18 protein-coding genes and 8 tRNA genes are annotated in these 18,525 nt (G+C 39.5%); 24 read left to right on the top strand and 2 right to left on the bottom strand.

Going from position 1 to position 18,525, the window contains the following annotated elements; genetic code table 11:
• Nucleotides 1-313 precede the first annotated feature (313 nt).
• Nucleotides 314-1,771, top strand: a complete 1,458-nt coding sequence (locus A4245_RS17385; protein ID WP_067730267.1) for a degradosome RNA helicase CshA — start codon at nt 314-316, stop codon at nt 1,769-1,771.
• A 50-nt stretch (nt 1,772-1,821) separates the two neighbouring features.
• On the opposite strand, the gene A4245_RS17380 is transcribed toward A4245_RS17385, so the two are convergent.
• Nucleotides 1,822-2,583, bottom strand: a complete 762-nt coding sequence (locus A4245_RS17380; RefSeq protein WP_067730266.1) for a rhomboid family intramembrane serine protease — start codon at nt 2,581-2,583, stop codon at nt 1,822-1,824.
• A 163-nt stretch (nt 2,584-2,746) separates the two neighbouring features.
• Here A4245_RS17380 and acpS point away from each other — a divergent pair, with 163 nt between their 5' ends.
• From acpS to A4245_RS17310, 14 genes are all read left to right on the top strand, one after another.
• Entirely contained in the window at nt 2,747-3,112 is a 366-nt protein-coding gene (gene acpS, locus A4245_RS17375; protein ID WP_067730264.1) for a holo-ACP synthase, read from the top strand.
• 60 nt (nt 3,113-3,172) lie between these two features.
• Entirely contained in the window at nt 3,173-4,690 is a 1,518-nt protein-coding gene (locus A4245_RS17370) for a bifunctional ADP-dependent NAD(P)H-hydrate dehydratase/NAD(P)H-hydrate epimerase (protein WP_067730263.1), read from the top strand.
• 50 nt (nt 4,691-4,740) lie between these two features.
• Nucleotides 4,741-5,772 carry a LolA family protein gene (locus A4245_RS17365; protein ID WP_067730262.1) on the top strand — a complete coding sequence of 344 codons (1,032 nt, stop codon included), beginning with the start codon at nt 4,741-4,743 and terminating at the stop codon, nt 5,770-5,772.
• A gap of 424 nt (nt 5,773-6,196) precedes the next feature.
• A complete protein-coding gene (locus A4245_RS17360) occupies nt 6,197-6,481 on the top strand; it encodes a CopG family ribbon-helix-helix protein (RefSeq protein ID WP_084268855.1) in 285 nt (94 codons plus the stop codon).
• Between the two features lie 4 nt (nt 6,482-6,485).
• Nucleotides 6,486-6,848 carry a type II toxin-antitoxin system PemK/MazF family toxin gene (locus A4245_RS17355; RefSeq protein ID WP_067730258.1) on the top strand — a complete coding sequence of 121 codons (363 nt, stop codon included), beginning with the start codon at nt 6,486-6,488 and terminating at the stop codon, nt 6,846-6,848.
• 316 nt (nt 6,849-7,164) lie between these two features.
• A complete protein-coding gene (locus tag A4245_RS17350; RefSeq protein WP_067730257.1) occupies nt 7,165-8,034 on the top strand; it encodes an RsbT co-antagonist protein RsbRA in 870 nt (289 codons plus the stop codon).
• Nucleotides 8,035-8,039: 5 nt separating this feature from the next.
• Nucleotides 8,040-8,396 carry an STAS domain-containing protein gene (locus tag A4245_RS17345; protein ID WP_067730256.1) on the top strand — a complete coding sequence of 119 codons (357 nt, stop codon included), beginning with the start codon at nt 8,040-8,042 and terminating at the stop codon, nt 8,394-8,396.
• Nucleotides 8,397-8,398: 2 nt separating this feature from the next.
• Nucleotides 8,399-8,800 carry an anti-sigma regulatory factor gene (locus tag A4245_RS17340; protein ID WP_067730255.1) on the top strand — a complete coding sequence of 134 codons (402 nt, stop codon included), beginning with the start codon at nt 8,399-8,401 and terminating at the stop codon, nt 8,798-8,800.
• Nucleotides 8,801-8,889: 89 nt separating this feature from the next.
• The gene (locus A4245_RS17335) at nt 8,890-9,903 is read left to right on the top strand and encodes a PP2C family protein-serine/threonine phosphatase (protein ID WP_067730253.1); all 1,014 of its coding nucleotides are present in this window, start codon (nt 8,890-8,892) and stop codon (nt 9,901-9,903) included.
• 137 nt (nt 9,904-10,040) lie between these two features.
• Nucleotides 10,041-10,373: an STAS domain-containing protein gene (locus tag A4245_RS17330; protein WP_067730250.1), complete on the top strand. Its 333-nt coding sequence runs from the start codon at nt 10,041-10,043 to the stop codon at nt 10,371-10,373.
• Nucleotides 10,373-10,849 carry an anti-sigma B factor RsbW gene (gene rsbW / locus A4245_RS17325; protein ID WP_067730249.1) on the top strand — a complete coding sequence of 159 codons (477 nt, stop codon included), beginning with the start codon at nt 10,373-10,375 and terminating at the stop codon, nt 10,847-10,849. The genes A4245_RS17330 and rsbW overlap by 1 nt, the downstream gene beginning before the upstream one ends.
• Nucleotides 10,821-11,612, top strand: a complete 792-nt coding sequence (gene sigB, locus A4245_RS17320; RefSeq protein ID WP_067730247.1) for an RNA polymerase sigma factor SigB — start codon at nt 10,821-10,823, stop codon at nt 11,610-11,612. The genes rsbW and sigB overlap by 29 nt, the downstream gene beginning before the upstream one ends.
• A complete protein-coding gene (locus A4245_RS17315) occupies nt 11,609-12,214 on the top strand; it encodes a protein phosphatase 2C domain-containing protein (RefSeq protein WP_067730246.1) in 606 nt (201 codons plus the stop codon). The genes sigB and A4245_RS17315 overlap by 4 nt, the downstream gene beginning before the upstream one ends.
• A gap of 113 nt (nt 12,215-12,327) precedes the next feature.
• The gene (locus A4245_RS17310; RefSeq protein WP_067730245.1) at nt 12,328-14,502 is read left to right on the top strand and encodes a Tex family protein; all 2,175 of its coding nucleotides are present in this window, start codon (nt 12,328-12,330) and stop codon (nt 14,500-14,502) included.
• A gap of 177 nt (nt 14,503-14,679) precedes the next feature.
• Here A4245_RS17310 and A4245_RS17305 read toward each other — a convergent pair whose 3' ends face one another.
• Nucleotides 14,680-16,173, bottom strand: a complete 1,494-nt coding sequence (locus A4245_RS17305) for a catalase (protein ID WP_067730244.1) — start codon at nt 16,171-16,173, stop codon at nt 14,680-14,682.
• A 467-nt stretch (nt 16,174-16,640) separates the two neighbouring features.
• Here A4245_RS17305 and A4245_RS17300 point away from each other — a divergent pair, with 467 nt between their 5' ends.
• From A4245_RS17300 to A4245_RS17260, 9 genes are all read left to right on the top strand, one after another.
• Complete coding sequence (locus tag A4245_RS17300; RefSeq protein WP_067730240.1) at nt 16,641-17,108, top strand: SprT family protein; 468 nt, start codon at nt 16,641-16,643, stop codon at nt 17,106-17,108.
• Between the two features lie 268 nt (nt 17,109-17,376).
• A tRNA-Asn gene (locus A4245_RS17295) sits at nt 17,377-17,451 on the top strand.
• Nucleotides 17,452-17,454: 3 nt separating this feature from the next.
• A tRNA-Ser gene (locus A4245_RS17290) sits at nt 17,455-17,545 on the top strand.
• Nucleotides 17,546-17,555: 10 nt separating this feature from the next.
• A tRNA-Glu gene (locus A4245_RS17285) sits at nt 17,556-17,627 on the top strand.
• Nucleotides 17,628-17,652: 25 nt separating this feature from the next.
• A tRNA-Asp gene (locus A4245_RS17280) sits at nt 17,653-17,729 on the top strand.
• A 5-nt stretch (nt 17,730-17,734) separates the two neighbouring features.
• Nucleotides 17,735-17,809: transfer RNA gene (locus A4245_RS17275), tRNA-Gln, on the top strand.
• A gap of 239 nt (nt 17,810-18,048) precedes the next feature.
• Nucleotides 18,049-18,124: transfer RNA gene (locus A4245_RS17270), tRNA-Lys, on the top strand.
• Between the two features lie 4 nt (nt 18,125-18,128).
• Nucleotides 18,129-18,216 (top strand) — tRNA-Leu (locus A4245_RS17265).
• Nucleotides 18,217-18,237: 21 nt separating this feature from the next.
• Nucleotides 18,238-18,321, top strand: a tRNA-Leu gene (locus A4245_RS17260).
• Nucleotides 18,322-18,525: the final 204 nt, after the last annotated feature.

Here is an 18,525-nt window from a genome sequence, read left to right as displayed (position 1 = left end):
AGCATTAGTTTCGAGGCCTCTTACCACGTACAGGTGAAGCCTTTTTTGTACTTTAATATGAATAAAATATAATGATACGAGTTCAGGTCTTATATTCCCTTTTTAATAGCTGGTATAAACAATCATTATCAGCGCATTTTCATTTCTGCGATAACGAAGCGCATCCATGCTGCGAAAAAGAGCGGAAAATGATAATTCGGAAGGATTTATCTGCATGTTCAGGCGGGAAAATTATTTAAAGAATAAAGTATGAGAAAATTTCATGGGCCTCTTTTGCGAATAAATTTTCACAAAAAAAGGAGTCGACTATTAGGTGACAAAATTTAACGAACTGGGTGTATCAGCCCCAATTATGAAAGCATTAGAAAAAATGGGGTTTGAGGAAGCAACACCAATCCAAGCAGAGACAATTCCATTAGCAATGGAAGGTAACGATGTTATTGGACAGGCACAAACAGGAACAGGTAAAACAGCAGCCTTCGGTATTCCGATGATTAACAAGATAGATTCAAAATTAAAGAAAATTCAAGGCTTGGTTGTAGCCCCTACAAGAGAGCTTGCAATTCAGGTTGCTGAAGAATTAAATCGATTAGCGAAATTCACAGGTGTTCGTGCATTATCTATTTATGGTGGATCGCCAATGGATCGTCAAATTCGTGCATTGAAGGATGGCCCACAGATTGTGGTTGCTACTCCAGGAAGACTACTGGATCATATGCGCAGAAAGACAATCCGTATTGATGCTGTTCAGACAGCTGTATTGGATGAAGCGGATGAAATGTTAAACATGGGATTCATTGATGATATCCGCGATATTCTTAAGGGTATCCCATCCGAACGTCAAACATTGCTTTTCTCGGCAACAATGCCTAAAGAAATCCGTAACATCGCTACTACATTGATGAAAACACCGAAAGAAGTTAAAGTGAAAGCGAAAGAAATGACGGTAGAAAATATTGACCAATATTTTGTTGAGATTCCTGAAAAGTATAAGTTCGATACGTTAAATAATCATATGGATATCAATTCACCTGATTTGGCAATTGTATTTAGCAGAACGAAAAAACGTGTAGATGAAATAACTGAAGGATTACAAGCAAGAGGATATCGTGCTGAAGGGATTCATGGTGACCTGACGCAAGGGAAACGTATGTCCGTTTTAAATAAATTTAAAGGCGGACGTGTGGACGTATTGGTAGCTACAGATGTAGCTGCGCGTGGTCTTGATATTTCGGGTGTTACTCACGTATACAATTTCGATATACCACAGGATCCGGAAAGCTATGTTCACCGTATTGGACGTACAGGAAGAGCTGGACGTACAGGGGAAGCCATTTCCTTCATCACACCTAGAGAAATTGCGCACTTGCATTTAATCGAAAAAACGACGAAGAGTAAAATGAAACGCTTAGTGCCACCAAGCAATCAGGATGCTCAAAGAGGACAGCAGCAAGTAACGATTGATAAGATTGTGAAAACAATTAATCAGAAAGACCTGCAACCATATCAGGAAGCTGCGAAGGAATTATTGGAAGACAACGATTCTATTACAGTGATTGCAGCAGCTTTAAGCATGTTAACAAAAGAGCGCAGAGATACACCTGTTAAGATTTCTTCCGTTGCACCAATCAGTGTGAAGAAAGCGCACAATTCTAAAGACAGCCGTCGCTCGAACAATAAACGTTTTTATGGCCAACGCGGTCAAGGCGGACGGAACCAGGGCGGAAGAAACCGTAAAGGTAATTTCCAGCGCAGAAACCGTGATCAATAATTAAAAAAGAAAAAGCTCCTGGAAACAGGGGCTTTTTCTTATGCGCTTATTTAAAATCTGCTCAGTAGGCCGAAAACAACCAATATACCCAATATAATCCAAAATATGTTTTTTCTGAGTGCATATGGAATGCGACGTTTTCTGTTCCACCGATTAGGATCGAACTGGATGGAATCGTCATCCTGGTAGCTCCGCCTCATCCGCCAAGGCGAGTATGCGCGTACATTGAAAAGAATGAGCGGTGCAATGACAAAACCACCGATAAAGCCAAAGATATGCGCATAAATGTTGATTCCGCTTCTAAGGAAGGTCATTGCCAATGAAACGGCTAAAATAATCATAATAATTTGCGAGCTTCCCTGATCAATCAGGTTTTTCCTGAATGAAACCATAAAGGCATATATACCGAAGAGGCCAAATACTGCGCCTGAAGCTCCAAGATGCAGGTAAGAAATCGGTCCGAGAAAGTAAGTGGCAATATTTGCGATTATCCCGGCCCCTAAATAGGCAAGGATGAATTTATATTTCCCAAGCATTTGTTCCAGAGCAGGTCCGAACAATACGAGTGAAAAAGAATTAAACAAAACATGCATCAAATCGGCATGAAGAAAAATTGGTGTTACGAGCCTCCAGTACTCACCCATTTCTATAAGAAGATTACTGCCGATTCCCCAATGATAGATATCCCATCCTATTTGCAGTCCCAAAAAATTTCTGATGAACCAAAGGATTAAATTGATTATGACGAAGGCAGATACAATCGGATAAAATTGCATAAATTCTTTAACGCTTCTCTCATTCCTGATAAACAATTAAGGGAACCCCCCTCTACATAAATGTTTCACCTTTAATATGATGTTTTGAACATCTTTTGAAAGTGAGTTACTATTATTATAATACGTAATATTTATCGATATGACCAATGTAAGATGCGTGACAGCAGTTATAAATCCAAATGGAATGAAGGGTAAACAAATGATAAGAGGAATTGGAATGGACTTGATTGAGCTAAATAGAATAAAGGCCAGCCTTGATCGGAATGAAAGATTTGCTGATCGTATTCTGACGGAGAATGAGCAAGAGTCATATGGTTCGCTCCCATCTTTTAATCGCAGAGTCGAATATATTGCAGGTAGATTTGCTGCGAAAGAGGCATTTGCAAAAGCTGTAGGAACAGGTATTGGACGTTTGAGCTTCCAGGATATTGAAGTACTCAATGATTCTAATGGCGCACCTGTTCTGACGGCTAAGGGGTATGAAGAGTATAATATATTCGTTTCAATCACCCACAGCAAGGAATACGCTGCAGCTCAAGTGGTTTTGGAAACCGAGGGAACTTAGGTTTATTGCATATTCAGTAAGGTTGTCTCATATATTTTACTGCGGGTAGGAGGGAACGAAATGTATATTGTCACCGCAAAAGAAATGTACGATATCGATCATTACACGATGCATGAGATTGGAATGGATGGCAGGCTGCTGATGGAAAATGCGGGCAGGGCGGTTAGTGATAAGGTGATGGGGATTGTGGGCTCTCACGACCGTATAAGTGTTTTTGTCGGACCAGGCAACAATGGTGGAGATGGATTTGTTATAGCGAGAACATTACTTGATAAAGGATATGATGTCCAGGTCATACAGATTGTTTCCGATGAAAAAATTAGAGGAGATGCCCTTTATCATAAAAGTCTATTTCACAAATGCGATGGTAAAGTTATTTGCGAAAGACAGACCTCCGCTATACGGAAGATAGTGGAGCTGTCAGATGTAGTAATTGATTCTATGCTTGGAATCGGTGTTGAAGGGGATTTGAAGCCTCCGTTTTCTGAAGTCGTTTCGGTTATCAATCAATCAAATGTCTGTGTTATTTCAGTAGACATCCCAACTGGTTTACCTGCAGGTGAACATTCAGCATCTTTTACTTCCATCATCGCAGATTACACGTTTGCAGTCGGTGCGGCAAAAGAGAGTGCATTTCTTGAAGAAACAGCATCCTATTATGGAAAATGGGAAACATTAGCGATAGGATTTCCCCAGCAGGCCTTTCACAAATTTGCTGACCGTAGCTTATGGACAGAAAAGGACTTTAAAAAGACACTGCCGACCCGGAAAAAATATGCTCATAAAGGCAATCATGGCAAAGGTTTGCTAATCGGAGGAAATAGACAAATGCCTGGTGCAATTGCAATGTCAACAAAGGCAGCTCTTAAAGCCGGAGGAGGATTAATTACTGCCGGAACCACCGAGGAAGTAATCTCAATGATTGCGCCTTTGTGTCAGGAAGCCATGTTTATGAAACTGGGAGATAATGACGGACATTTAGTAATTGACCAGGACCTCCCTATTGAAAGCTTTGATGCAATTGCGCTTGGTATTGGAATGGGCAGAAGAGAGGAAACGGGGGACTTGGTGAGGCATGTCATTCAAAAAGCACACTGCCCGATCATTGTGGATGCCGATGGATTATATCATGTGAGGAACTCTCTTCATGCATTAAAAGAAAGAACTTACCCAGCAATCATTACACCGCATCCAGGGGAGATGGCAATGTTAATGGATCTTCCTGTTGGGGAGCTTTTGTCAGCACCATTCCGTTATACACATGAATTTGCAAAGGAATATGGAGTATACGTTGTACTCAAAGGAAAAAATACAATCATTACATCCCCCTTTGGAATTCAAGTTGTAGAAACAAGCGGAAACCCCGGACTCGCCAAAGGTGGAAGCGGCGATGTACTGACGGGGATTGCGCTTGCAATGATTATGCAGGAACAAAGTATAATTGAGGCTGTTTGCAATGCCTGTTTTATTCACGGAAAATCCGCGGATATACAAGTGGAGCAGGCGCACTCATTCTATGATTTGCTTGCAACAGATGTAATTGATGGTATTTCAAAAGTGTATCGTACATTTTCTTGATAATGCGTGATGATGTTCCCTTTGTTAATTGAGACAAGGGAGATATGTCGATGAAAAAGATTTATGCTTATCGCGTGGCTTTTGTTCTAGCCTTATTGATAGTATTGCTGGCAGCTTGTGGTGAAAAATCACAGGAAGATGTTATTGCTAAACTGGAAGAAAATCTGGAGGACATGACAGGTTATAAGACAAAGGCAGAAATGTCCATGAATACTGGGCAGGAAGAGCAAAAATTTAATATTGAAGTATGGTATAAGCAGGAGGATTTTTATCGTGTGTCTTTGGAGAACAGCCTTGATCAAAAAGAAAGTCAGATTATACTAAAAAATGAAGATGGTGTGTTTGTTTTAACTCCAGCACTTGATAAAAGCTTTAAATTTCAAACGGAATGGCCGGATAACAGCAGCCAGCCGTATTTATATCAATCTCTGATCAATGACGTATTGAAAGATACAGAAGCTGCATTTGAATCTACCGAAAACCATTATGTCTTTAAAACAAAAACGAATTATCAAAGCAACAACAATCTGCCATACCAGGAGATTTATTTTGACAAAAACTCTTACACGCCTGCTGTGGTAAAGGTTTTGGATAAGGATCAAAATGCATTGGTCGAAGTTAACTTTTCCAATTTTGAAATGGACCCTGCATTCAACGAAGACGATTTTACAATGGAGAAAAATATGACAAGCAGTGAAACGGGAGATGAAGAAGCTTCAGCACAGGCAGAAGAATCTGATGTGGAAGATTTAACGGTTCTGTACCCTTCGTATACAGCTGGAGCGGAAATATTGGAAAAGAAGGAAGTTGAGCTCGAGAACGGCAAGAGGGTTATTTTGACATTTGAGGGAGATAAGAATTTTACTTTAGTTGAAGAAAGAAATCATACAAGTCCCGTTTTATCTTCTCCTCAGGAGGTCAATGGTGACATCGTAAATCTGGGCCATACGATAGCAGCACTTTCACAGAATACAATCGAGTGGAGCTATAATGGAATAGACTTTACGCTCGCCAGTGATGAACTGACCAGAGAAGAAATGATTCAAATAGCAGAATCTGTTCAAGGTCAGGTTGCAAAATAGACTAATATAGTTATACGGCAGGCTCACTTGGGAATGAGCCTGCCTTTATTTCTTTGGTTTTAATCGTAGGTTTTGTTTTCTTTTCAATGTTCGTAGTTGATTTAAAATGCGTCACAGCCTAATGAGCATCTTCGGCGACCGCTCTGGAAACAGCATTATTTGGAGAAACAATACGCATGTTTTTCATGGATAGGCATATATTTTACAGGGATGCATAAAATTGATCAGTAACCCATAAACTGGGAAAGGCTGGCAAAATTAACTAATAACATTAATGTTTACCACTTGAAAATTAATATTAAACGACAAAAACATGGATTTTTTTAAGAAATTCGCCTGAACCCCTTTGCAAACAACCTGATTCAATGCTATTATTAAATAGAATTTCATATTGATCGTTAACAGTTGTCGGAGGTGCATGGTTTTGTCAGAGAGCTTACAGGAAATCTTGGTTAAGTTACCAAAAAACCTACTGAATGAGGTGGATGGGCTAATGAAGTATGAAAATAGCGATTTAAGCGATTTTATATGTCAAGCAACACAAAACTATTTAAACCATAAAAAAGAAGAACATATCCAACGTTTCCAGGAAACAATGCAGCGTGGATATGAAGAAATGGGCCGTATAAATTTGACGATTGCTTCAGAAGCCTTTCAAGCCGAAGAGGAGGCTGAAAACACCCTAGAGCGCTCTGTGATCGGGGTGTAATAATTTGATCGTTCAAAGAGGCGAGGTATACTTCGCTGACTTATCCCCTGTGGTTGGATCAGAGCAGGGAGGCGTACGCCCGGTATTGATCCTCCAGAATGATATTGGTAACCGATTCAGCCCGACGGTTATCGTAGCAGCAATTACAGCACAGATCCAAAAAGCTAAATTGCCTACCCATGTTGAAATTGATGCCAAACGGTATGGTTTTGATCGGAATTCTGTAATTCTGCTTGAACAGATCAGAACATTGGATAAGCAACGCTTAACTGATAAAATTACTAAGCTGGATAAAGAAATGATGGATAAAATCAATCAGGCTGTAGAAATCAGTCTTGGACTTAAAGATGTATATAGTGGTAACTGAAAATACCCTTCTCAGATGAGACAGGGTATTTTTTGATTGGCGGAAAGGATAGACTTACCTTTCTGCATAAGTGCATCTAAGGCTGTCACCGAAAGAATTGGTGGCAGGAAATTTTATGATGTTTTAAAAATCCAGAATCAGGGTATATATAATAGTTAGCTTTCTAGTATGTCTTTTTACAATGTATTTACAGAGGTTTTAAAAACTTTTTGGTGGGGTCGTTGTATGTTACAATACTTTTGAGGATTATGGATAATGGCTTGACCTGCCGATAAGCAATTATATGTGCAATTAAAATAGCAGCGGGGGGAAAATGATGGATTCTAAATTCAAACAATTAGTTATTGATAACAGTGATTCGATTGTACAAAAATGGATGGAGGAAATCGGTTCTTTAAAGTCAGGTAATTACACTGCAACAATTTCTGACGAATTATATGAAGGTACAAATCGTGAATTTGTCAATGTGATTTTTACGAGTATACGAAATCAGGGGTCCACAAAGGCAGTTGAAGACTTCTCAGAAAAAATAATCAATCTGGGCTGGCCGTTAAGCTATATTACGGATGGGTTACAGGTTTTCAGAAGAGTATCAACAGAATATTTGCTGACACAATCTGATGAAATGGATTCAACCTATTTTTCCAACGTGCTGACTAGTGTTGATAACTGGGTTGAACCCCTTATTCGTGAGCTTGTTAACGAATACTCTGGTAGCTGGGAACATATTTTATCACTTCAGCGGGTTGCACTCCAGGAATTATCTGCACCACTTATACCTGTAATGGAAGGCATCACAATTATGCCGTTAATTGGTACGATTGATACCGAGCGTGCAAAGTTGATTATGGAAAACCTCCTCGAAGGTGCTATTAAACATAATTCAGAGGTCGTGTTAATTGATATTACGGGAGTACCGGTGGTAGATACGATGGTTGCGCACCATATTATACAAGCTGCAGAAGCAGTTCGACTAATTGGGTCAACTTGTATACTTGTTGGCATTCGTCCTGAAATCGCCCAAACCATCGTCAATCTGGGCATAGATTTGAGTAATTTCCCTACGAAAAGTTCTTTGAAGAAAGGTTTCACAAAGGCGCTTGAAATTACAGGGCGACACGTAGTAGATATAGAGGTTAAAGAAAACAACATCGAACAGCTGATAAAATCTATACAGGGGGAGTGAGACTAGTGCGAATACCAATACTTAAGCTCCATAATTATTTGCTTATTTCCATCCAAACGGAAATAGATGATCAAACAGCCATCCAGTTTCAGGAAGATTTATTGGATAAGATTCATAAAAGCGGAGCCTCAGGTGTCGTAATTGATTTAACATCTGTAGATATTATAGATTCCTTTATTGCGAAAGTATTAGGCGACGTAGTTTCAATGTCAGACTTAATGGGGGCAAAAGTAGTTCTAACAGGTATCCAGCCTGCTGTAGCGATGACTTTAATTGACTTAGGTATACATCTTCAAAATGTACCGACCGCATTAGACCTTGAACAAGGGCTACTAAAGCTGCAACAGGAATTGGGGGTATAAAAATGGAACCACAGTCCTGTGTAAATATTCATAAAGAGTGGGATATTGTTGGAGCTAGACAGCTTGGTCGCGAGATGGCCAAAAAGTTAGGTTTTGGCACTGTAGACCAAGCTAGAATAGCTACAGCTGTATCCGAATTAGCTCGTAATATATACTTATATGCCGAAAAAGGTCAGATCTGCTTTGAAATTATAGATAACATAGAACATCGTGGATTATGTATGACTGCGGTAGATTCGGGCCCGGGAATTTCTGATATAAGTCAGGCCATGCAAGATGGATATACTACATCAGGCGGGCTGGGCGCAGGGCTTCCGGGTGTCAAGAGACTGATGGATGAATTCGATATAAATTCTGAAATCGGAGAAGGCACGAGGATTAAGGCAATAAAATGGGTTCGCTAATATATAAATAAAATCGGTGTTTGTCGGCTTTGCTGACAAACAATTTTTCAAGGTTCGTATCCTGTTATTTACAATTTAGGGGGATATAAATGGAAGAAGTTATCAGTAAAAATGCCTCAAGTTATAAAAGATTATTAAGAAGCTATATGGAGTCACAAGATGAGCAGGCTTTGTATGGTGTGGAGAAAGTCAGTAAAGCCTTTATAAAAAATAACATATTACCGGAAGAGATTGTGAATTTGCATATTCAGGCCATGGCAGATATATGTAAAGATCTGACCGATGAATATAAGCATTCCATGAATTTTTTGCTCGAGGCAATGATTTTCTATGGACTGGCAATGCAGGAGATCCCATTGCTGCGAGAGGAAAAGCATGTTCTCCAATCGGAAATATCCGTTGCTGCCAGTATGCAGCAAACTTTGCTCGGGACAAGCAAGCCTGAGATCGAAGGGTTGGATATTGGGGTAATCAGTGTTCCGGCACATCAGATGAATGGAGACTATCATCACTTTGTCAAAGGGAAAGATGGCTCATTGGGTATTGCAATCGCAGATGTGATCGGTAAAGGAATACCTGCAGCGTTATGTATGTCGATGATTAAGTATGCCATGGACAGTTACCCGGAAGAATCGATGAGTCCGAAATCAATTCTGAAAAACCTGAATCGGGTTGTAGAACGAAATGTAGATCAAAGTATGTTTATTACGATGTGCTATGCGCATTATCAGCCAGAGGAAAGTAAACTCAGCTTCTCTTCAGCTGGTCATGAACCGGGATTTTATTATAACGCGGAAACAGATACCTTTAAGGAATTTGATACAAAGGGACTTGTTCTGGGGGTATCACCTGATGCGGATTATAAGGAATATGAACTGACGATTAATAAAAATGATATGGTTATCCTGCTTACAGACGGGGTGACAGAGTGCCGTGATGGCGATCGATTTATAGAAAATGAGGAAGTGCTGGATATTATCAAGAAATACTCCGAATTACCAGCTCAGGAAATGGTGGAAAATGTTTATAAGCATTTCGAGAGATTACAGGACTTTCAATTAAGGGACGATTTTACTTTGTTGGTTCTTCGAAAAAATATGTAAAAAGACGTTTAGAGTTTTATAAATAGGGTAAACAGTTAGTCATGAGGAAAATAAGAAGCAAATGCAGAATTAATATAGTATTGCCTGTCTGAAACGATAGGGATTACATAATTAATAGTCGTATTAGGAGGTAAAACATGAATTTAACAATGAACGTTATCGAAGAAAATGAAAAGTCCATTTTAAATGTTTCAGGAGAAATCGATGCTTATACGGCTCCAAAGCTTAAAGAGACATTACTTCCCTTGACTAAAGAAGAAGAAAAAACAGTAGAAGTGAATCTGGAAAATGTTAATTATATGGATAGTACAGGTCTCGGTGTATTTATAAGCGCCCTGAAATCTGCAAAAGAAAGCAATAGCAAATTAACATTGGTTAATCTGCAGGATAGAGTTTTACGTATTTTTGAAATTACTGGATTGGATGATATTATAGATATACGAGCTGCGATTCGAGGTGGAAATGAGTAATGGAAAGATTTGATTTTGTAGAAATTAAGGTTCCCGCTAAGGCAGAATATGTGGGTGTCGTCCGTTTGACAATGTCCGGTATTGCAAATAGAATGGGTTTTTCCTATGAAGCAATTGAAGATTTGAAGGTTGCAGTATCTGAAGCTATAACGAATGCGGTGAGCCACGCGTATAATGAAAAAGAACAAGGTGAGATTACAATCGGTTTTGGTATATATGAAGACCATATCGAAATTATGATTGCCGATCATGGCGGAAGTTTTAATTTAACAGAGGTGAAAAACGGAACTGGCCCTTATAAAAATACGGAACCGGTCGAGACGCTTAGAGAAGGCGGTTTTGGCTTATTTTTAATCGAGGCTCTCATGGATGATGTCAAGATAAATAATAACTATGGTGTTATTGTTTTAATGACCAAGTATGTCAGTGAAAAAGAGGTGGACATCGATGACGACCAAGTCTCAACCACACAATAGAGGGGGAGATGAGGTTTACCAATGGATTGAATTTCTCCAGAAAGAGCCCGCAGATGAGGAAATACAAGAAAAAATTGTACTTACCTATAAAGATCTGGTCGGATCGATAGCCCGTAAGTATTCTAAAAACAGTGCTATTCATGAAGATTTGGTGCAGGTAGGAATGATAGGATTGTTGGCCGCTGTCAGAAGATACGATCCAGCATTTGGTAAATCATTTGAATCCTTCGCAATCCCTACTATAATTGGTGAAATTAAGCGATTTATCCGTGATAAGACATGGAGTGTCCATGTTCCGCGTCGTATAAAAGAATTGGGACCTAAAATCAAAAAAGCGGTGGACGAATTAACAACAATGAATCAAACGTCTCCTACTGTAAGCGAAATTGCAGATTATCTCGATGCTACAGAAGAAGAGATTCTGGAAACAATGGAAATGGGTAAAAGCTATAAGGCACTTTCTGTGGATCGTAAAATTGAAGCTGATTCAGATGGAAGTACGGTTGCAATCCTTGATTTGGTTGGAAATGAAGAGAATGGCTATGATTCCATCGAGCAGAAAATGATGCTTGAAAAAATTCTTCCTATTCTTTCAGAGCGAGAACAACAAATTCTAGAGTGTACGTACTTTAAAAATATGAGTCAAAAAGAAACAGGCGAATTGTTAGGAATATCCCAGATGCATGTTTCAAGGCTGCAAAGAAGATCATTAAGAAAACTTCGCGAGGCAATTCAGTCTGAAAGTTCGGAGGTCTTCGATTGATTTCAGGAAAAAGAGTTGAGGTTTCAGTTTATCAAAAACCTAAAAAAGGAAATTATCAATGTGGAGACAGTTATTTTTATACGGAAACAGATAATGAGTTTGTATGTGCGATTGCAGATGGACTCGGAAGTGGCGAATTTGCAAAGGAATCCTCTCAAATTGTAATTGAAATTATTAAAAGCAATATACATGCAACCGTGGAGCAGCTTGTGAAGGTATGTAATTCTCAGCTTCAAGGAAAACGTGGAGCAGTCCTGGGAATATTAAAGCTGGATTTTAACAGTAAAATCTCCTCCTTTTCTTCCATCGGTAATATTGGGATAATGTCCATAACCAATAATAAAGATAAAAAACGAAATATTCCAAATTCTGGTTACTTAGCAGGATATCACCGTACCTTTAAGGTGATGAAACAAAAACTTGAATCGGGTACGAATTTTATTATGTTCTCTGATGGAGTTCAAGATAAAGAGCTGTCTCAATGCTTTTTTACCAACAAAAATGTAGAGAGCATCATTAGAACATATGAACAAACGAGTAATAAAGTTAGAGTAGATGATACAACCTTGATTGCGATGAGATATGTATCGGAATCACCTTGATGGCTGACAGGATGTCGGTCTTTTTTTGTTTGGAAAGATATCAGTCCCTTTACCGATTGGGAATTCAAATTGGTTTTTGTTAAAATAGATAGGTACATGAAGGAGGAACAACCGTGGCAGAACAGTTAGAGAAAAATCTTATTGCATGGGTATCCAAGGAATCGGAAGTAAATACAAATATAGTTACGAAGGTAATCGAATTATTGGATGAAGGGAATACGGTTCCTTTTATTGCCAGGTATCGAAAGGAAGTTACTGGTGGACTTGATGAAGTACAGATTAAAACAGTACAGGATAAATGGAATTATGTTGTTAATCTATCCGACAGAAAACAAGAAGTCCTGCGAATCATTGAGGAGCAAGGCAAATTAACCGATGAGCTGGAGCGGGAAATAAAACAGGCTACACAGCTGCAGCGCGTAGAGGATCTGTATAGACCCTATAAACAAAAACGCAGAACGAAAGCAACGATTGCAAAGGAAAAAGGGCTTGAGCCACTTGCAGAACTAATTTGGAAGCAGCAGCAATCAGTTGATTTGGAACATGAGGCAGAAAAATACTTCTCAGAAGAACACGAATTACATACAATTGAACAAGTTCTCACAGGTGTCAACGATATTATGGCAGAGTGGATTTCCGATGATGCGGAATATCGGGATTATATAAGGGAAGAAACATTTAAGCGTGGGACAATCCAATCAGAAGTGAAAGATAAAGAGAAAGATGAAAAAGGCGTTTATGAAATGTATTATGAGTACAGTGAAGCGGTTCGTTCAATAGTGTCACACCGGATATTAGCATTAAACCGAGGTGAAAAGGAAGATGTCCTTAAAGTGTCAATAGAACCACCAGTAGAGCGTATTAGGCAATTTATTGAAAGAAAAGTTGTTAAAAGGACGACCGAGGAAAGGCTGGCAAGCATTTTAAAGGATTCCATTGAGGACAGTTATAAGCGGCTGATCCAGCCATCGATCGAACGCGAAATACGTAACCAATTAACTGAAAAGGCAGAGGAACAGGCTATTGAAGTGTTCTCTGTCAATCTTAAAAGCCTGTTGCTGCAGCCACCTTTAAAAGGAAAAACGATTCTTGGTGTAGACCCTGCCTTTCGGACTGGCTGTAAGCTGGCAGTTGTGGATGAGACCGGAAAAGTCCATGAAGTAAGTGTGATGTACCCTACAGCCCCTAAGAATGATATTGCCGGGTCAGAAAGAATTGTTATGGAAATGATTAAGAGATATGATATTGAGTTGATTGCGATTGGAAATGGCACAGCATCAAGGGAAACAGAGCATTTCATTTCTGACGTGATATCAAACAACAAATTGGAGATTCCATATATTATCGTAAATGAAGCAGGAGCAAGTGTATATTCTGCCTCAGCCTTGGCACGAGAGGAATTTCCAGACCTGCAAGTTGAAGAAAGAAGTGCGGCTTCTATAGCGAGAAGAGTACAGGATCCATTGGCAGAACTCGTTAAAATTGATCCGAAGTCAATCGGAGTAGGTCAATATCAGCACGACGTAAGCCAAAAATCGTTAAACGAGTCGCTGTCATTTGTAGTCGAGACAGCGGTTAACCAGGTTGGGGTAAACGTAAATACAGCTTCTTCTTCGTTATTGCAATATGTAGCGGGGCTTAGTAAAACAGTTGCCAACAACATTGTAAATAAGCGAAATGAAGAGGGGAAATTTACTGATCGGAAGCAATTGAAAAAAATCCCCCGACTTGGAGCCAAAACCTATGAACAAGGGATTGGTTTCCTAAGAATTATTGATGGGGACAATCCATTGGATCGGACGCCAATCCATCCGGAAAGCTATACACATACGAAGCAGCTTTTGAAAATGCTTGATTGTGAATTAGCCGACATCGGAACAGAAAAACTTAGAGATAAAATGAAAGAGTTAGATAAGAAGGAAACAGCTGAGCGTCTTGAAATCGGTGAACCTACATTAATTGATATTATGGATGCATTGAGCCGGCCAGAGCGCGACCCGCGTGAAGATTTCCCACAACCACTGCTTAAACAAAATGTAATGACCTTGGAAGACCTTAAACCAGGTATGGAAATGCAAGGCACGGTCCGGAATGTCGTTGATTTTGGAGTGTTTGTTGATATCGGTGTCAAACAGGATGGGCTTGTTCATATTTCAAAATTGGCAAATAAATTTGTGAAGCATCCTATGGACGTTGTGTCTGTTGGAGATGTTGTAACCGTCTGGGTTGAACAAATCGATGCCAATAAAGGAAGAATTGCTCTCTCGATGATAAAACAGGATAAGTAATATGCTGCAGGTTGGGTGTCCTTTTGGATGCTCAGCCTGTTTTTGTGGGAGAAAGCATAATACTTTAAGCTGCGTACGTGCAATGGGGGACTGTCATTAAGTTTTGGAAACATGAGATTTTTTTATAAGTGAAGAAGCCACTGGATTTGCGTCCAGTGGCTTCGTTTCAATACTGCATTATACTAATTCACCAGCAGCTTCAATTTCACTCATTGGAATACCTAGAGCTTTTGCTACACCTTCACCATATGCTGGATCTGCTTTATAGCAATTGTTAATGTGACGAAGCTGCGTTTCTTTTGTAGTACCCTGCATATTGCGTGCAGTGTTTTCGAATAATCTTTGCTGTGCTTCAGGGCTTTGCAATCTGAATAATTTCCCTGGTTGCTCATAATATAGACTATCATCTTCATCGAAGTCCCAGTAGTTTGCATCTCCACCAAGCTCTAAAGCAGGCTCCTGATGCTCTTGGCTGTCCTTCCACTCACCATGGCTGTTCGGGCTGTATGAAATTTGACCGCCTTGATACGGTTCAACCCGCATTGCGCCATCACGATGGTATGGATGGAAGTTCTTCACATTTTTCGGATAGTTTACAGGAATTTGCCAATGGTTGACACCTAAACGATAACGCTGTGCATCCCCATAAGAGAACAATCTTCCTTGCAACATTTTATCTGGTGAGAAACCAATTCCAGGTACAATGTTTGTTGGAGCGAATGCAGCTTGCTCTACTTCTTCAAAATAGTTTTCCGGATTACGGTTAAGTTCCAGCTCTCCAACTTCAATTAGAGGGAAGTCACCTTTATACCAGACTTTTGTTAAATCAAATGGGTTATAAGGCATATTTTTTGCTTCTTCATCTGTCATTACTTGAATGTACATTTTCCATTTAGGGAATTCACCACGTTTGATTGTTTCAAATAAATCTTTTTGGTGGCTTTCACGGTCTTTACCAATTACTGCTTCAGCTTCCTGGTCAGTTAAGTTTTCAATTCCTTGTTCTGTATAGAAATGGAATTTGACCCACGTGCGTTCGTTATCGGCGTTAAACATGCTGTATGTGTGACTTCCGAACAAGTTCATATGTCTGTATGTTTTAGGGATACCACGGTCAGTCATAATGATTGTGACCTGATGTAAAGCTTCCGGAAGATTTGACCAGAAATCCCAGTTGGCCTCCGGATTATGCATATTTGTTTTTGGATCCCGTTTAACAACGTGGTTAAGGTCAGGGAAACGTTTTGGATCTCTGAAGAAGAATACAGGAGTATTGTTACCAACCAAGTCCCAGTTACCTTCTTCTGTATAGAACTTCATCGCAACGCCGCGGATATCACGCTCCGCATCAGCTGCACCACGTTCGCCGGCAACTGTTGAGAAACGAAGGAACATATCTGTTTTCTTTCCAACCTCAGAGAAGATATTTGCTTTTGTGTATTTTGTAATGTCATTTGTGATGGTCAGAGTACCGTAAGCACCGGATCCTTTTGCATGCATACGACGTTCAGGGATTACTTCCCGATCGAAATGTGCAAGTTTTTCGAGGAACCAGAAATCCTCCATTAATAACGGACCTCTAGAACCAGCTGTTTTAGAGTCATCATCATTAGGCACTGGAGCACCGAATGCAGTGGTCATCTTCTTTTTGTTTTTAAATTCTTCACTCATAAATAGTATCCCTCCCGTTTGATTAAATGCAATTATTATAATAACACAATCATTACCAGATTACTATAAATATAGTTGATTAATACTTGATAATTTTTTGTCAATAATAGTAAAAATCCTTTTACAATGCATATCTAATTTCTAATTGATTATCTTTATACGGTATTCTATTTAATTAATAAAGACTGTATCTATTGTAGAAAGAAATAAACCTATTATCAATTGACTTATTTAGATGAGAAAACTGAAAATTTGAAGAGATCGTTCATGATTGGAAGTCAGTGACTGGAAGGGTTTAAGGAGTGGGAGAGGATATTTAATTGTATTGGTTCGCAGGTCTTAAGATCATTTAATCGAAAAGTGCTATCTATTTAAGTATGATAGGATGCACTTATACTGATTGAAGGTACATTTCAATATATGATAGAATAAGATGAAAATTTATTTATAAGGAAGTTTTTTTGAAAATGACCCTATTAGTTGAAAAGGAATTATATCATTTAGTAAATAATCTTTCGGAAACATATTTCAATAAACCCTTTCAGCATGACGTGCGGTACAATCATCGACTCAGAACAACTGGTGGAAGGTATATTCCAGCTAAGAGATTAATTGAACTTAATCCAAAATACGCAACAGAAATGGATGAAAATGAATTTATCGGTATTATCAAACATGAATTATGTCATTATCATCTTCATATAGAAGGAAAAGGTTACAAGCACCGTGATAAAGACTTCAGAAAACTGCTGAAAGAAACCGGATCCCCCAGACATTGCAGCCCGTTGCCATCAGAAAAGAAGGATTACAGATATAGGTATACTTGTAAAAAGTGCAATCGTGCATACAATAGGAGGCGACGTGTCGACGTGAAAAAATACAGGTGCGGAAAATGCCATGGTGAATTAGTTTTTAAGGAGAAAAGAGAAGCATAGAGGTGGAAGTAAAAAAGTATAATAATCCATTGACGAAAAATGTCATCCGTGGTAAATTAAATAAGCTGACAAATTAAATGTGGTTGGCGACTAATTTATTTCAAAAAAAACATTTGACAATCAAATAAAATTGTAGTATTATATTTTTCGTTGCCATAAATATTCTTCGGTTAATTATTTTGTTTTAAAAGTGGTCTTTTAACAGCTTTTAAACAGGTTGATGATGATCTTGAGAATTGTAAAAAAATATGGTGATATTGAAAATTATTCCACAGTAGCTCAGTGGTAGAGCAATCGGCTGTTAACCGATCGGTCGTAGGTTCGAATCCTACCTGTGGAGCCATATGGAGAAGTACTCAAGTGGCTGAAGAGGCGCCCCTGCTAAGGGTGTAGGTCGTGTAAGCGGCGCGAGGGTTCAAATCCCTCCTTCTCCGCCATTCTAATCATGGCCCGTTGGTCAAGCGGTTAAGACACCGCCCTTTCACGGCGGTAACACGGGTTCGAATCCCGTACGGGTCATCTTTCTTTTAAATAAAAACAGTTAGGTCCGGTAGTTCAGTTGGTTAGAATGCCTGCCTGTCACGCAGGAGGTCGCGGGTTCGAGTCCCGTCCGGACCGCCATTAGTTGGGCCATAGCCAAGCGGTAAGGCATCGGGTTTTGATCCCGTGTACCCCAGGTTCGAATCCTGGTGGCCCAGCCATTTTATTTATAAAAGAAGTTGATACTATTTAATGAATAGTATTTTTTTATTCTTAAAAAATCAAGTGGATTTCTTGATTGGCAAGAATATTTACTGTTTGAGCCATTAGCTGGCCGCCTACATCAGTGAAAAACTACTATGTGCAGGCCTGCGAGGAGTGCTTCATCACTGAATGGACTTACAACACGACGAGCACAGAATGTGCGCAGTCGTTAAAAAAAGAAATACTCATATTACACGAGCCATTAGCTCAGTCGGTAGAGCATTTGACTTTTAATCAAAGGGTCGAAGGTTCGAATCCTTCATGGCTCACCATTTTGCGGATGTGGCGGAATTGGCAGACGCGCTAGAATCAGGCTCTAGTGTCCATTTCGGACGTGGGGGTTCGACTCCCTTCATCCGCACCATCACTTGAATTAATTTAATATGCGGTCGTGGCGGAATGGCAGACGCGCTAGGTTGAGGGCCTAGTGGGTGAATAACCCGTGGAGGTTCAAGTCCTCTCGACCGCATCCTTTTAAGTGGATAGGAATTATAAAAAATTCCTCGCTGCTTAAGTGCAAACCAATCGCTAGCTAAAAGACTTGGTTGTTCTGGGTTTCATAAAAGTGCTTGCAATTCTTTGGTGGAAGTGTTATATTAGATAGGTTCGCTTTTACGCGCCCGTAGCTCAATTGGATAGAGCGTTTGACTACGGATCAAGAGGTTAGGGGTTC

It is taken from the genome of Oceanobacillus damuensis, assembly GCF_001618145.1.
GTDB lineage: Bacteria > Bacillota > Bacilli > Bacillales > Amphibacillaceae > Oceanobacillus > Oceanobacillus damuensis.
Note: the sequence above shows the minus strand (reverse complement) of the source record. Positions and strands in the feature narration are given on the sequence as shown.

Excerpts from the sequence above, each read along its gene's own strand:
- A4245_RS17340 (WP_067730255.1), top strand. The coding sequence starts at position 8,399 with ATGGAACCACAGTCCTGTGTAAATATTCATAAAGAGTGGGATATTGTT.
- A4245_RS17300 (WP_067730240.1), top strand. The coding sequence starts at position 16,641 with ATGACCCTATTAGTTGAAAAGGAATTATATCATTTAGTAAATAATCTT.
- A4245_RS17365 (WP_067730262.1), top strand. The coding sequence starts at position 4,741 with ATGAAAAAGATTTATGCTTATCGCGTGGCTTTTGTTCTAGCCTTATTG.
- A4245_RS17305 (WP_067730244.1), bottom strand. The coding sequence starts at position 16,173 with ATGAGTGAAGAATTTAAAAACAAAAAGAAGATGACCACTGCATTCGGT.
- A4245_RS17370 (WP_067730263.1), top strand. The coding sequence starts at position 3,173 with ATGTATATTGTCACCGCAAAAGAAATGTACGATATCGATCATTACACG.
- A4245_RS17350 (WP_067730257.1), top strand. The coding sequence starts at position 7,165 with ATGGATTCTAAATTCAAACAATTAGTTATTGATAACAGTGATTCGATT.
- rsbW (WP_067730249.1), top strand. The coding sequence starts at position 10,373 with ATGGAAAGATTTGATTTTGTAGAAATTAAGGTTCCCGCTAAGGCAGAA.
- acpS (WP_067730264.1), top strand. The coding sequence starts at position 2,747 with ATGATAAGAGGAATTGGAATGGACTTGATTGAGCTAAATAGAATAAAG.
- A4245_RS17330 (WP_067730250.1), top strand. The coding sequence starts at position 10,041 with ATGAATTTAACAATGAACGTTATCGAAGAAAATGAAAAGTCCATTTTA.
- sigB (WP_067730247.1), top strand. The coding sequence starts at position 10,821 with ATGACGACCAAGTCTCAACCACACAATAGAGGGGGAGATGAGGTTTAC.
- A4245_RS17335 (WP_067730253.1), top strand. The coding sequence starts at position 8,890 with ATGGAAGAAGTTATCAGTAAAAATGCCTCAAGTTATAAAAGATTATTA.